14 protein-coding genes and 1 riboswitch are annotated in these 13,861 nt (G+C 48.1%); of the genes, 5 read left to right on the top strand and 9 right to left on the bottom strand.

Going from position 1 to position 13,861, the window contains the following annotated elements; genetic code table 11:
- Window positions 1-9: 9 nt before the first annotated feature.
- From hemL to hemA, 6 genes are read right to left on the bottom strand one after another with little or no spacing between them, the layout of a single operon-like run.
- A complete protein-coding gene (hemL, locus tag BLHYD_RS07225; RefSeq protein ID WP_260784514.1) occupies window positions 10-1,308 on the bottom strand; it encodes a glutamate-1-semialdehyde 2,1-aminomutase in 1,299 nt (432 codons plus the stop codon).
- Window positions 1,308-2,291: a porphobilinogen synthase gene (gene hemB / locus BLHYD_RS07220; RefSeq protein WP_081447100.1), complete on the bottom strand. Its 984-nt coding sequence runs from the start codon at window positions 2,289-2,291 to the stop codon at window positions 1,308-1,310. Before hemB ends, hemL begins: the two co-directional genes overlap by 1 nt.
- A complete protein-coding gene (cobA, locus tag BLHYD_RS07215; RefSeq protein ID WP_055165358.1) occupies window positions 2,251-3,798 on the bottom strand; it encodes a uroporphyrinogen-III C-methyltransferase in 1,548 nt (515 codons plus the stop codon). The genes hemB and cobA overlap by 41 nt, the downstream gene beginning before the upstream one ends.
- The gene (hemC, locus tag BLHYD_RS07210; protein WP_005945035.1) at window positions 3,799-4,674 is read right to left on the bottom strand and encodes a hydroxymethylbilane synthase; all 876 of its coding nucleotides are present in this window, start codon (window positions 4,672-4,674) and stop codon (window positions 3,799-3,801) included. It lies immediately after the preceding gene.
- Window positions 4,671-5,138, bottom strand: coding sequence for a precorrin-2 dehydrogenase/sirohydrochlorin ferrochelatase family protein (locus BLHYD_RS07205; protein WP_005945032.1), 468 nt, complete (start codon window positions 5,136-5,138; stop codon window positions 4,671-4,673). The genes hemC and BLHYD_RS07205 overlap by 4 nt, the downstream gene beginning before the upstream one ends.
- On the bottom strand, window positions 5,128-6,357 hold the full coding sequence (gene hemA, locus BLHYD_RS07200) for a glutamyl-tRNA reductase (protein WP_040350256.1): 1,230 nt from the start codon (window positions 6,355-6,357) through the stop codon (window positions 5,128-5,130). Before hemA ends, BLHYD_RS07205 begins: the two co-directional genes overlap by 11 nt.
- A gap of 239 nt (window positions 6,358-6,596) precedes the next feature.
- Window positions 6,597-6,770, top strand: a riboswitch (cobalamin riboswitch).
- Window positions 6,771-6,941: 171 nt separating this feature from the next.
- Here hemA and BLHYD_RS07195 point away from each other — a divergent pair.
- Genes BLHYD_RS07195 through BLHYD_RS07175 form a run of 5 tightly spaced genes read left to right on the top strand, consistent with a single transcriptional unit; the run spans window position 6,942 to window position 10,500 of the window.
- The gene (locus BLHYD_RS07195; RefSeq protein ID WP_005945025.1) at window positions 6,942-7,688 is read left to right on the top strand and encodes an energy-coupling factor ABC transporter permease; all 747 of its coding nucleotides are present in this window, start codon (window positions 6,942-6,944) and stop codon (window positions 7,686-7,688) included.
- Window position 7,689: 1 nt separating this feature from the next.
- Window positions 7,690-7,992 carry an energy-coupling factor ABC transporter substrate-binding protein gene (locus tag BLHYD_RS07190; protein WP_005945022.1) on the top strand — a complete coding sequence of 101 codons (303 nt, stop codon included), beginning with the start codon at window positions 7,690-7,692 and terminating at the stop codon, window positions 7,990-7,992.
- 28 nt (window positions 7,993-8,020) lie between these two features.
- Window positions 8,021-8,794 (top strand): cobalt ECF transporter T component CbiQ, encoded by a 774-nt coding sequence (cbiQ, locus tag BLHYD_RS07185; RefSeq protein WP_005945019.1) that lies wholly within the window; start codon window positions 8,021-8,023, stop codon window positions 8,792-8,794.
- 15 nt (window positions 8,795-8,809) lie between these two features.
- Window positions 8,810-9,655 (top strand): energy-coupling factor ABC transporter ATP-binding protein, encoded by an 846-nt coding sequence (locus BLHYD_RS07180; protein ID WP_005945016.1) that lies wholly within the window; start codon window positions 8,810-8,812, stop codon window positions 9,653-9,655.
- A 53-nt stretch (window positions 9,656-9,708) separates the two neighbouring features.
- A complete protein-coding gene (locus BLHYD_RS07175) occupies window positions 9,709-10,500 on the top strand; it encodes a sirohydrochlorin cobaltochelatase (RefSeq protein ID WP_005945013.1) in 792 nt (263 codons plus the stop codon).
- Window positions 10,501-10,578: 78 nt separating this feature from the next.
- Here BLHYD_RS07175 and BLHYD_RS07170 read toward each other — a convergent pair whose 3' ends face one another.
- The 3 genes from BLHYD_RS07170 to cobD form a co-directional block, all read right to left on the bottom strand.
- Window positions 10,579-11,217, bottom strand: coding sequence for a precorrin-8X methylmutase (locus BLHYD_RS07170; RefSeq protein WP_005945009.1), 639 nt, complete (start codon window positions 11,215-11,217; stop codon window positions 10,579-10,581).
- A gap of 4 nt (window positions 11,218-11,221) precedes the next feature.
- On the bottom strand, window positions 11,222-12,736 hold the full coding sequence (locus tag BLHYD_RS07165; protein WP_005945006.1) for a cobyric acid synthase: 1,515 nt from the start codon (window positions 12,734-12,736) through the stop codon (window positions 11,222-11,224).
- An 80-nt stretch (window positions 12,737-12,816) separates the two neighbouring features.
- Entirely contained in the window at window positions 12,817-13,854 is a 1,038-nt protein-coding gene (gene cobD / locus BLHYD_RS07160) for a threonine-phosphate decarboxylase CobD (RefSeq protein ID WP_005945003.1), read from the bottom strand.
- Window positions 13,855-13,861 lie beyond the last annotated feature (7 nt).

Below are 13,861 nucleotides of genomic sequence, written 5' to 3'. Positions count from 1 at the left end.
GACTTCTGACTACAATCTTTTTGTCTGCGCAAACCTCACCACATAGCTCTCCACCGCATCCAAGGTCCTCCTCAAGTCCTCTTCTCCGTGTGCTGCTGACAAGAACATCGCCTCAAACTGCGACGGCGCAAGATGAATCCCTCTGCTTAACATATACTTAAAATATTCCGCAAAAGCACTCGTGTCCGACGACTTTGCCGACTCATAATTCACCACATCCTCTTGTGTAAAAAAGACACTTCCCAAAGACCCAAGCCAGTTCACCTTACAGGGTGCCTGATATTTTTTCAGAATCTCTTGAATCCCTTCATAGAGCTTCCGTCCCCTTTCTTCTAACTGTGTATAGATCTCAGGATGCTCCTTCAGCAATTTTAACTGTGTCAAACCAGCCGTCATCGCGATGGGATTTCCGCTCAATGTCCCTGCCTGATAGACTTTTCCCACTGGAGCAATCAATTCCATAATCTCTCTTCGTCCCCCGTAGGCCCCCACCGGCATCCCGGCGCCGATGATCTTTCCGTAAGTCACCAAATCAGGGCACACACCGAAATATTCAGCAGCACCACCAAAGGCCAAACGAAATCCAGTGATCACCTCGTCAAAAATCAGAAGCACTCCATTCCCATCACAGAGTTTTCTCAAACCTTCCAGAAATCCTGGAATCGGTGGTACCACTCCCATATTTGCTCCCACCGGCTCCACAATCACAGCAGCCACCTGGCCCTGGTTGGATTCCAGCAAGGTCTCCACACTGGACAGATCATTGTAAATCGCTGTCATAGTATCTTCCGTACAGCCTTTCGGCACACCGGCACTGTCTGGAACTCCACTATTCATCACCCCGGAGCCTGCGCTCACCAGCATAGCGTCGCTGTGTCCATGATAACAGCCTGCAAATTTTATGATCTTAGTTCTCCCAGTAAACCCTCTCGCCACCCGGATAGCGCTCATAACTGCCTCCGTACCTGAGTTTACCATTCGAATCATCTCAATGTGCGGGATATTTTCACAGATGAATTCCGCCATCTCCACCTCAATCTGGGTGGCACAGCCAAAACTCAACCCTTTTTCGCAGGCTTTGGCCACGGCCTCCCGAATCTCCGGCCGGTTATGTCCCAGAATCATCGGACCCCAGGAGTCGATATAGTCAATGTATTCATGGCCATCCACATCATAGATATGGCTGCCTTCCGCCCGGTCTATGAACCGCGGAGTCTCCCCGATGGCACCGTAAGCACGTACCGGACTGTTCACTCCGCCCGGAATTCTCTTTACTGCCCGCTCAAATAACCGCTCCGATTTCGTCATCAGCCAATCCTCCCTTCTTCCATAAATCTGGCCAATTCCTTCGCAAAATAGGTCAGATAGATTCCTGCGCCGGCACGGTAAGTTCCCACTGCCATCTCGCAGATAATCTTATCTTCCTCAATCCAGCCCATCTTAGACGCAGCCTTGACCATCGCGTATTCTCCGCTGACACTGTAGGCTGCAATTGGAACACAGGTTGCCTTCGAGATCTCTGACACCAGATCTAAATAGGACAGCGCTGGCTTCACCATCAGAATATCCGCTCCTTCTTCTACATCGGTCAGGGCCTCTTTCATCGCTTCCCTACGATTGTGATAATCCATCTGATAACTCTTTCGGTCCCCAAAGGAAGGCGCAGAGCCTGCCGCATCACGAAACGGACCGTAGAACGCAGAAGCGTATTTTACTGCATAAGACATAATCGGCGTCTCTTTATATCCGCTGGCATCCAGCGTCCGTCGGATTGCCCCTACCCTGCCATCCATCATATCGGAAGGAGCGACCATATCCGCGCCAGCCTGCACATGGGACAGCGCAGTCTTAGACAGCAGCTCCAGCGTGGCGTCATTTTCCACCTCATGGCCGCACAGCACTCCGCAGTGTCCGTGTGAAGTATACTCGCACATGCAGACATCTGTGATGTAGTAGAGGTCCGGAACCTGCTTTTTCGCCTCCCGCAGAGCTCTCTGAACAATGCCGTCTTCCGCGTACGCTTGGCTGCCCATCTCATCCTTGTGTTCAGGAATTCCAAATAACATCACGCTGCTGACTCCCGCCTCTGCGATCTCTTCCAGCGCATAAGGAAGCTGATCCACGCTGTAGCGGAACTGTCCCTCCATCGATGGAATCTCCTCTTTGATATTCTTCCCATCTTTCACAAAAATAGGATAAATCAGAGAAGATTTGTCCATTCTGGTCTCACGCACCATTTTTCTCAGTGTCTCATTTCCCCTCAATCGCCGGGGACGTCTCGTCATCTCCATCTTTTTTTCCTTCTTTCATCTGTATTACTAAATCTACCAGACTGTCCATGGTAGCCTGCTTTGCCATATAAGTTTTCATGCCATACGCATCTGCTGCCGCCTTCGTCTGCTTTCCAATGCAGGCTGCTCTCACTTTCGCATAATCCAGTCCAGGAGTGCCTTCCACAAATCCTTTTACCGTGGACGCACTGGTAAAAACTGCACACTGAATTTTTCCATTTTCAAACTCATCCACCTCCTGGATAATTTTACTTCTGGCGTAATGCGTATCATAGGTAGGCACATCGTCCACCTTCGCTCCCACTGTCTTTAAAGACTCTATCAGACTTTGATTGCCCCTGCTCGCCCTGGGAATCAAAACCCTTTCTCCTGCCTGTACCTGACGGGACAATGCTATTCCTAAAGCCTCACCATCATAGATTTCCGGCATCAAATCCACAAAAAGTCCTCTCTCTTCCAAGGCTTTCTTTGTCCCAGAGCCGATCGCCGCGATTTTTGCCCTTCCCAGACAACGGATATCACAGCCTGCCTCTCTCATCTGCTCAAAAAAGACTTTCACTCCTGTCGGACTGGTAAAAACCACCCAGCCATACACATCCAATTCTCCCAAAGCCCTCTTAAGACGACTTTGATCTTCACAGGGACGGGTCTCAATCGCAGGCAGCTCCAGTACCTCCGCCCCCTTTCGGCGCAACTTCTCTGACATGGCGGAGATCAAATCCTTCGGCCTGGTCACCAGTACTTTCCACCCTGCCAACGGAAGCTCTTCATACCAGGAAAAACGCTTTGCCAACTCGCAGACTTTTCCCACCACGATGATCGCCGGTGTCTCAATTCCCTGACGCTTCACCTGCTCTGGTAAAGTCTCCACTGTGGCCACAATGCGCCTTTGCCCCGCCGTCGTCCCTTTCTGTAAAATTGCAGCCGGCATATCCGGCTCCATTCCAGCTTTCAAAAGCCCCTGACAGATATCTTCCAGAGCTGTCACCCCCATCAGAAAGACCAAGGTCCCCTTCGTGTGCACCAGCGCCTGGAAGTCGATATCATATTCCATTCCTTTTTTCTTATGTCCCGTGATAATATGGAGGGAAGAAGTGAAATCTCTGTGGGTCACCGGTATCCCATTGTAAGCTGGAACTGCCAGCGGTGAAGTCACACCTGGCACCACCTCATAGGGAATATGATGAGCTTTCAAAAGCTCTAGTTCTTCGCCTCCCCTTCCAAATAAAAACGGATCTCCGCCCTTTAGGCGAACCACTCGGAATCCTTTCTGTGCCTCCTTTAGAAGCACTTGATTGATTTGCTCCTGAGGCATCGTGTGATTTCCTGCTCTTTTTCCCACATTGATGCAGCGCGCCTGTTCCGGTATCATCGAGAGAACTCCTTGACCTACCAGACTGTCGTAGACCACTACCTCTGCCTCTCTTAGCACTCTTTCTCCTTTTAGGGTAAACAGTCCGATGTCTCCTGGGCCTGCTCCCACAAGCCATACTTTTCCTACTGCCATCTATTCATATCTCCCTTTCATCCGTTTCGCCAGCTCAACCCCCAACATCTTGGCCTGGGAAGTCTCTCCCGCGATCTGTTCTTTATGCCACTGTCCCGTTAGATCATGATAGTAAAGTCCTGTCATCTGAAGCCTTTCTCCCTGGCAGACCGCGTGAGCCGCCACCGGGGAAGAACAGCCGCCGTCTAGCCAACGGACAAATGCACGCTCCGCCAGCGCCTCTGCCTGGGCCTGCCGGTCATTGTACGCTCCCAGATAGGAATAATCCTGACCTGCCTTTCCCTGAACTGCAAGAATTCCCTGACCTGCCGCCGGAAGCATTTCTTCTACTGTGAAATAACGACTGATTCTCCCCTGAAGTCCCAATCGCTTCACTCCTGCCGCTGCCAGCACCAGAGCGCTGTACTGGCCCGAGTCCAGTTTTTCCAGCCTGGTCAATACATTTCCTCGAACACTTTTGCACTCTGCCTCTGGGAATAATTTTTTGAGCTGAATGCATCTGCGCAGGCTGGAACTTCCAATAGGCTTAGATAAGTCCAGTTCTTTCTCTCCCTGGGGCAAAATCAACACATCCCTGGGATCTTCCCTCTTAGAATAAGCCACCACCGGAAGATCCTGCGCTACCTCCATCGGAAGATCTTTCAAGCTATGTACAGACAGATCGCTTCTGCCATCCAGCAAAGCTCTATCCAGCTCCTTGACAAACAGACCTTTTCCCCCTATCTGATCTAAGGTCCTGTCTAAAATAATATCTCCCGTCGTCTTCATTGTGATAATCTGTGCATCCAGACCCTGAGCTCTCAGATAATTCTGGACAAGTTCACTTTGAATCACTGCGAGTTTGCTCTCCCGGCTCCCAATTCTGATTGTATTCATATATCTTCCTCCATCAATACTTTCTCAATAGCTTCCCGCACTCTTCTCGCTTTTTGATGATCCAACCCACTGGCATTGATACCAATCACCATCTCCTTATATCTCACAATACCAGGAAAATAGAAATCACACTTTTCCTTATCGCTGGCCACATTTACATAGATTCCCTCTTCCTTACAAATACGGTAAATATCATCATTGACTCTGCGGTCATCTGTGGCCGCAATCACCATATAGGCATCTGAAAGATCAGATCTTCTGCACTTTCGGTTTATCCAGGCTACTGCGCCCGCCTTAGACAGATCTTCCAACTCCTGAGTCACCTTAGGGGATACCACTCGAATCTCTCTTGTAAACTGGCTCAGGGCCTTTACCCTACGGGTCGCAATTTTTCCGCCTCCCACTACTACTGCCAATTTTCCTTCCAAATTTACATACAACGGAAAAAAGCTTTTACTCTTCATACAATTTCTCCAGTCCAGCCACACACTCCAAAAACGCCTCCTGCTCCAAGGCATCTCTCAGTCCAAATATCATCTTATTGACTACTTTGCCCGCAGCAGTGTCAATTACCTGTGTCAACCGCTCCCTATCGGAATCCTCCATAGGCGTATTTTTAAGAATCTTTGCAATTCTCAGATTTAAATCGTGAACTGCCTCTGCTTTGATCTCCTGAATACGCGGAATCACGTCTCGTCCATCCAGCCACTGATAGAATTCCTCCATCATTTCATGGACAATCGCTCCCGCTTTTTGCATACTTTCTTGCTGCTCCTCGCAGGCTGCTTCCATCTTAAAACTATCCATATCATACAGAGTCACCTGTGAAAGCTGCGCCAGCGCAGGTTCCACATCTCTCGGTACTGCAAGATCAATGAGAATCACTGGATGTCCCAATTCTATTCCTTCAAACAGCTCTCGGCGCAACGTGTAATTAGGGCTGGCCGTAGCACTGACTACCAAGTCACATTTTGGCAGATATTCCATTCTCTCTCCATAATTAATGCGCTTGCATCCCATCGGTATATTCACGACACCGCTGCGATACTGGCGAACAGTCACCGTCACATCTGCACCGTTTTCTCTCAGAGTCTGAGCGGTAATCTTTCCCATCTCACCATTTCCAATAACCATACAGGTCTTTCCCTTGACCTCATAGCCTTTTTCTCTTAGGCAGGCAATCGCCTGATGAATCACAGAGAGATTGCCTCTAGAAAATGCAACTTCTGTCTTAATCTTTTTCCCGGCAGTGATCGCCATACGAAACAACACTTCCAGCACACTATCCGTAGTAAAATGCTCTCTCGCCAAAGACAGGGCATCTTTTACCTGGGTCAGAATCTGATCCTCCCCTAAAATCTGTGATTTTAATCCGCTGGTCAAATAGAATAAATGTTCCACGGCCTCTGCGTCTTTTCTTTCAGTAAAACAATCTCTGTACTGTCCCGCCGGAACTTCTTTTATCTTACAAAGACTGGCATAGAGATCCCCCTCCCAGTCTTCGGCAGTGCTGACCCACACCTCCATGCGGTTGCAGGTTGATAAAATAATGCAGCCTGATATCTCATTCTCCTGAAGCAATTCTTCCATAGCACTGCTGGCATCCTTCTTTGTAAATGCAAATTTAGCCCGAATATCCACAGGTGCCATACTGTGATCAATTCCGATCATGGAAATACTCATAGTTCTTCTTCCCCTAACTTTCCTTTGTCTTTCTCATAAGACTTCTTCTGATCTTATTTCGCTTTTTTTATCATATCATAACCCCATTCAATGTCAATTCTATGGTTTCTTTTTTTCAAAAAATTCTCCCTCACAAACTTGGATCTGTCAGGAAAAATCATCTGTGAATAGCTGTAAAACGTTTAAAAAAACACTGTATAATAGTTGACAATTCATAATCGAAAGCCTATAATAAATTTCGGCAATTTCTTGTATATGGTCCTTAAACAGGATAAATGGGAAAAGAGTGCAAATCTCTTACGGTCACGCCGCTGTAAAGGAGGAGCGTTCCCCACAATCCACTGGTTCGCCGGGAAGGAGGGGAAATCGCAGAGATTCCTAAGTCAGAATACCGCCATATACAAGCTTCGCACATGGTTACGAACGATGACCTGGTGCTTATGTTTCTTCTGCCAAAAGAGAAGGAACCGCTGCGCCTGTCTGTCGCTCAGACAGGCTTTTTGTATATCAAAAGCGACTGACGACAGCTCTTATGCCAGCCCTGTGCCTTTGTCTTACTTCATTTAAAGAAAGGGGAACTAAAAATGACCAAAAAACAAAAAAAGATTGTATTGCTATCCACAATCTTTGCCTTGACTTTCGGAATTACTCCCGCAGTCAGCGCCATGCATATCATGGAGGGATATCTTCCCGGCACCTACTGTATCGCCTGGGGTATCCTGTGTATTCCTTTCCTGGCAGCAGGCTTTTTCTCCATGAAAAAGACAGTGGCTGCTAACTCCCGGCTACTGCCGCTTCTAGCGATGGCCGGCGCTTTTGTGTTCGTGATTTCTTCACTGAAAATTCCGTCTGTGACTGGGAGCTGCTCCCACATGACAGGAACCGGATTAGGTGCCATTCTTTTTGGACCATCCGCTGTCAGCATCCTGGGCATTATCGTCTTACTTTTCCAGGCTATCCTGCTGGCTCACGGCGGGCTGACTACCTTAGGAGCAAACACATTTTCCATGGCTGTCGCAGGCCCGTTTGTCTCTTACGGAGTCTTCCTTCTCTGCAAAAAAGCCAATGTAAATCGAAAAGTCAGCGTCTTTTTAGCAGCCACTTTGGGAGATCTGTTTACCTACTGTGTAACCGCTATCCAGATGGCTTTCGCTCACCACGCGGATACTAGCATTGCAGGCGCTATGGGAAAATTTTTGACAGTATTTGCACCAACACAGATACCTTTGGCAATCATCGAAGGAATTTTGACGGTTCTGATTATCTCCGCGTTGGAGACCTATGCAAAACCGGAGCTGCGTTCCATCGGATTTTTAAAGGAGGTGCACTGATATGAAAAAATCGACGGTGCTCATTTTAATTATTGTTGTCATTCTCATGGCTTTTATTCCACTGTTTGCCATGCCTGATAAGGAGTTCGGCGGTTCTGACGATGCGGGAAGCGTTGTTGTCGAAGAAGTCGACTCTAGCTATACACCATGGTTTGAACCAATCTTTGAAAAAGCTCTCGGTCATGAACTTCCCGGAGAAGTCGAAAGCCTGCTGTTTTGTCTTCAGACAGGTATCGGCGTGGGTGTGATCGCTTTTGTCATGGGCAGATATGTAGAACGGAAAAAATGGCTCAGAGAAGAATAATTTCTGTATCCCGGCGAAAGGAGTACTTATGATTGCCATCGATCAGCTATGTTACCGCTCTAAACTTAGATATCACAATGCCGGAGAAAAATTTGCATTTACAACCCTGACCCTTTTATTTTGTGTGGTCAGTCGTTCTGTTGTAATTGCTGGAATTGTCCTGGTAACGACAGGGATTCTCACCATATACAAGGGTGGAATCCCTTTTTTCCGTTATCTGAAATTCCTCACAGTCCCTCTAGTCTTCCTGATTCTGAGTACTGTGGCCATCGTCTTAAATGTCTCAAAGACACCGTCAGATCTCTTCGCTCTTTCCATTGGAAGCTGGTATTTGACCGGCAGCAAAGCTTCCTTATTATATGCAGTACAATTGATTTTGACTGCACTGGCAAGTGTCTCTTGTCTGTACTTTTTTTCATTTAGTACTCCTATCACAGATTTTATCCATGTATTGCAGAAACTGCACTGTCCTCGGTTAATCATCGAACTCATGCTTCTGATCTATCGATTTATTTTTATACTTATGGAGATATCCTCGGCAATCACAACCGCCCAGAACTCTCGTCTGGGCAATAAGGATTTCATCACCTCATGCAAATCCTTCGGTTTCATGGCCTCAGCTCTCCTAATCCGGGCAATCAAAAAATCCAATCTTCTCTACGATGCCATGGAATCCCGTTGTTATGACGGAACCATCCGCGTACTTCATGAGAATTTTCCGCCCAAAAGACGTGAAATCCTCTATATCTTACTGTTTGAAACATTTTTACTTGCAGTCACTGTGATTTTGCGGCTGCGATAAGAAAGGCAAACCCATATGAAAGATATTATACTAAAAGCCCAAGAACTGTATTTCTCCTACGATGACGAAAACACCCATTCTCTGAACGGACTTTCCCTCGAAATTCAGCGAGGAAAAAAAGTCGCCTTTATGGGAGCGAACGGCTCAGGAAAATCCACATTCTTTCTGTGCTGCAATGGTATCCACCGCCCCAGCAGCGGTACCCTTTTTGTAGATGGAAAACCCATAGACTACTCTAAAAAAGGACTGTTGGACCTGCGCCAAAAAGTAGGGATTGTCTTTCAAGACCCAGACAACCAGCTTTTCTCAGCCAGCGTCTATCAGGAAATTTCTTTTGGTATTCTGAATCTGGGAATCTCAGAAGAAGAGGCACAAAAAGAAGTGGAAAAAGTCATCGCAGATCTGGAAATCACTCCTTTCAGACACAAACCCACCCATGCCCTAAGCGGCGGTCAAAAAAAGCAGGTTTCGATTGCGGACATTTTGGTTATGCATCCGCAAATCATCATTCTAGACGAACCTGCCGCAGCCCTTGATCCAAAACACACCCAAAAAGTCAATCATATCGTTGACGAAATGACACAGCAGGGAATCACAGTCCTAATGTCCACCCACGATGTGGACTACGCATACCAGTGGGCCGATCAGATCTTTCTATTCAAAGATGGACGAGTACTCTCACAGGGAACTCCCACGGAAGTCTTTGCCGATCAGAACGCCCTAGAAGAGACGAATCTGCATCAGCCAACTGTGATGAAACTCTATTTTCGACTCTGTGAAAAAGGCATTCTTGACCCGTCTTTCCCGGTTCCGAAAAATTTACAAGAACTGGAGCAATATATTGAAAATATTCATCTGTAATCATAGAAAAACACGACACACATCAAAATTTCACAAAGGAGGAACACTCAAACATGAATCAATCAAAAAAACAGGCCATTTTAGTGGTAAGTTTTGGAACTTCCTATAATGCAACCAGAAAGGTCACAATCGACGCCATCGAAGGCGATATCGCAAAAGCTTATCCAGAATATCAGATTTACCGTGCCTGGACCAGCAAAATGATCATCGCAAAGCTTAAAAAACGAGACCAAACTCATATCTTTACAGTCAAAGAAGCCATGGAGAAAATGGCCGAAGATGGAATCACAGATGTAATCGTTCAACCCACCCATGTCATCAATGGCATCGAAAATGACCAAATGAAAGAAGACGCCCTCTCCTGCCGCAGTCAATTTCACTCTATCCGATTCGGCGCTCCGCTTTTGACCACAGAAGAAGACAACCGAGCAGTGATTCAAGCTATCGCTCAGGAATTTTCTGAGCTTCAAGAAGACGAAGTGCTGGTATTCATGGGACACGGTACCACTCACTACGCTAACTCTGTCTACGCTGCTTTGGACTACATGTTCAAAGACCTCGGACACAAAAACATTTTCCTGGGAACTGTCGAGGCTTATCCAAGTATGCAGTCCCTGCTCCGTATGGTTAAAGAGTACAGCCCCAAAAAAGTCATCTTAGCCCCATTTATGATCGTCGCCGGAGACCATGCCCGCAACGATCTGGCCGGAGACGACCCGGAATCCTGGCTCTGTCAGTTCCAGGAATGCGGCTTCGAGGTCATGCCCGTTCTGAAAGGTCTCGGACAGTATTCCGCAGTGCGTCAAATGTTCATTGACCACATAAGAGAAGCTCTGGAACACTGATTTTTCCTGTTATAGGAAAGCCCACTTTGTTCTAAAAACCGGCATCGCAGCCTTCTAAAAACAGCGATGCCGGTTTTTCTATCTCCGGTTATCGATCATATACAGCAGTGCATTGCAGATGCAGGCTGCGATGTTGCTTCCGCCCTTTCGGCCTCTCGCCACAATATAGGGAGCCTGAGTCTGCATGATTAACTCCTTGGACTGTACTACGTTGACGAAGCCCACGGGAACACCGATCACCAGTTTTGGATGGATTTTCCCCTCGCGTATCATCTCATAGAGATGAATCAGCGCGGTAGGAGCGTTTCCAATGGCAAAAATCAAATCCTCACCCATAGCCGCCGCTTTTTCCATGCTGGCCACAGCCCGGGTGGTGCCGTTTTTCTTCGCTGTCTGGGCCACATCCTCATCGGACATAAAACAGTACACCTGACCGCCGTATCTGGCAAGCGCCTTCTTATTGATTCCGGATTTTGCCATCTGTGTGTCCGTCACAATGCTGGCTCCACCCTTGATCGCTTCTAAGGCTTTCTCCACGACCCCTTCCGAAAAGCACAGATTTTTCGCATAGTCGAAATCCGCACTGGTATGGATACACCGCTTTACAATCAGTTCTGTACCCGGAGCCAGCACCGTATTCCCCAATTCTTCTGTGATGATCTCAAAACTTCTGGCCTCGATCTCCATGGGTTTTACATTTTCCAGTTCTACCTTCATACGCTCACTCCTCTACTCCCGCATTTAAAATCTCATAAATTTTTTCCATATCCAGATGTTTTCTCAGGCCATCGGCCAGAAGATCGTACTGAGTCTCCTTAAACGCCGCGAAATCCACACCGGTCATCTCAGACACATCGACACCTTTCGCCTTGCCGATGGCTTCCATCAATCCTTTGGTGACTTCCTCCCGGTCAAAAATTCCGTGGATATAGGTTCCATAGACATTCCCGGCACACAGACCGTCCACCTTTTTCGCTCCGGTCACCTGGTCGGTAATCCTGGACATACACGCCGTCTCTTCTCTGGGAACGCTCTCTCCCATGTGAATCTCATAGCCCTCTAACGGCACGCCGGACATTTCTTTTAATACGCCTGTGAGCTCACAGAGCTGTCCGCAGACACGGGTTCGAGTCTTCGCCTCCTCGAATACGGTGTCCATCGGCAAAAGCCCCATACCTTCGATCTGGCCGCCTGCTTCCACATGGTGAGGGTCTGAGAGCGTCTGCCCAAGCATCTGATACCCTCCGCAGACTCCAAAAATGACCTTCCCCTTGGCTGCCTCCTTCAGAATCGCGGCCTCCAATCCGTTTTGGCGCATCCAAAGCAGATCTTCCATCGTGTTCTTTGTACCCGGAAGCAAAATCATATCCGGGTTTTTCAGTTCACGGACATGTCTCACATAGCGCAGGGACACTCCCGGAATACTCTCTAGAGGATTGAAATCCGTAAAATTGGAAATTCTCGGAAGCCGAATCACCGCCAAATCTATCAATCCCACTTCCCGGTTTCCCTCAAAACGCTCCGTCAAGCTGTCCTCATCCTCCACCTGGATGTCCAAGTAAGGCGCCACACCTACTACGGGAATTCCAGCCTTTTGCTCCAACATTTCGATACCTGGGTCCAAAATCGTCTTGTCTCCCCGGAACTTATTGACAATCAAGCCTTTCACCAGCTTTTTTTCCTCTTCCTCCAGAAGCATCACCGTGCCAATCAACTGGGCAAACACCCCGCCCCGGTCGATGTCTCCCACCAGTAGCACCGGAGCCTTCGCCCGTTTTGCCATTCCCATGTTCACGATGTCCTCGTCTTTTAGGTTAATCTCCGCAGGGCTCCCCGCCCCCTCGATGACAATGATGTCATTTTGGGCGGCCAGTTCCTCATAGGCTTCCATCACCTTGGGAAACAGCTGGTGTTTAAATTTGAAATAATCCCGGGCGCTCATCGTTCCCAGAACTTCCCCGTTTACGATCACCTGGGACCCCACGTCGTTGGTGGGCTTTAGCAGAATCGGATTCATCTTCACCGAAGGGGCGATTCCCGCCGCCTCTGCCTGCATCACCTGAGCCCGTCCCATCTCCAGCCCCTCTTCCGTGATAAAAGAATTCAGTGCCATATTCTGGGATTTAAACGGAGCCACCCGGTATCCGTCCTGCTTAAAAATTCTGCACAGCCCGGCAGCCAGCAGACTCTTTCCCGCATTGGACATCGTACCCTGCACCATAATTGCTTTTGCCATTTCTTCTCTTCCCTTCCGTCATACTTTTCTAACCGTCATTCCTCTCCTGTATCTGAGGTCCTGCGTCTACTGCTACCGTTTCACAGGTATAGTTCCCCTAGCGCCTTCAAAAGCCTGTCATTCTCTTGGGGCATCTTTACCGCCACCCGGTAATAGCCCTTGGAAAGTCCGGTATAGTTACTACAGTCTCGAATTAGAATCCCTTTGTCCAGGCACTTCTCCCACAAATCCTTGGGGCCCTCAAAGAAGAGATAATTTGCCTGGGAGTCATAAGTCTTTATCCCCAGCTTTTGAAACTCCTGTTTCATTCGCTCGATCTCTTGAAAGACGATCTGACGGCCGCGGCGGACGTAGTCTTCTTCCTTAAGAGCCGCAATTCCTGCTTTCTGTGCAATCACCGACAGATTCCAAGGCTGGGTCATTCTTCCCATTCTCTCCAACAGGTCCAAGTTCTGACACAAACCGTATCCCAGGCGCACTCCCGCCATGGCATATCTCTTGGTGAATGCTTTGAGCAAAAACAGATGGGGGTTCTCAGATAACTCTTCTTTCAGAGAATACTTCTTTGGTTCCTTTACAAAATCCAAAAAGCATTCATCCACCACCAGCATGGTCTGGTGCTTGTCACAGATATCCAGAACTCTCTCCAGAAATTCTCTCTCCAACAAGAGCCCTGTGGGATTGTTGGGGTTGCACAGAAATACCACATCCACCTGGGGCGTCAATCTGTCAAAAAAATCGGACTGCGGCTGAAAGCTGCATTCCCTCTTTAATCCGTAATAGTCTACCCGGCATCCCAGATTTTCCAATGCCTGCTCATATTCCGCAAAAGTAGGGGCCAAGACCAGGGCCTGTCTCGGTCTCAAAGCCAAAATCAGCGTATAGATCAGCTCTGCCGCCCCGTTTCCGCAGATCACCTGCTCCTTGTTCACCTGTTCGTACTGTGCGATCGCCTTTTTCAGACTCTCGTATCCCACCTGGGGATAGTTTACCAGCTCATCCAGACTGTCCGCCACTGCCTGCCTCACTTTGCCAGGAGTTCCCAAAGGGTTGCAGTTCGCGGAAAAATCCACGCATCCTTGATGGTGGTAGACATCTCCGCCATGTATATGTTTCATAGATTAT

This window comes from Blautia hydrogenotrophica DSM 10507, assembly GCF_034356035.1.
GTDB classification, from domain to species: Bacteria; Bacillota; Clostridia; order Lachnospirales; family Lachnospiraceae; genus Blautia_A; species Blautia_A hydrogenotrophica.
This window is presented reverse-complemented; position numbering and strand designations above follow the sequence as displayed.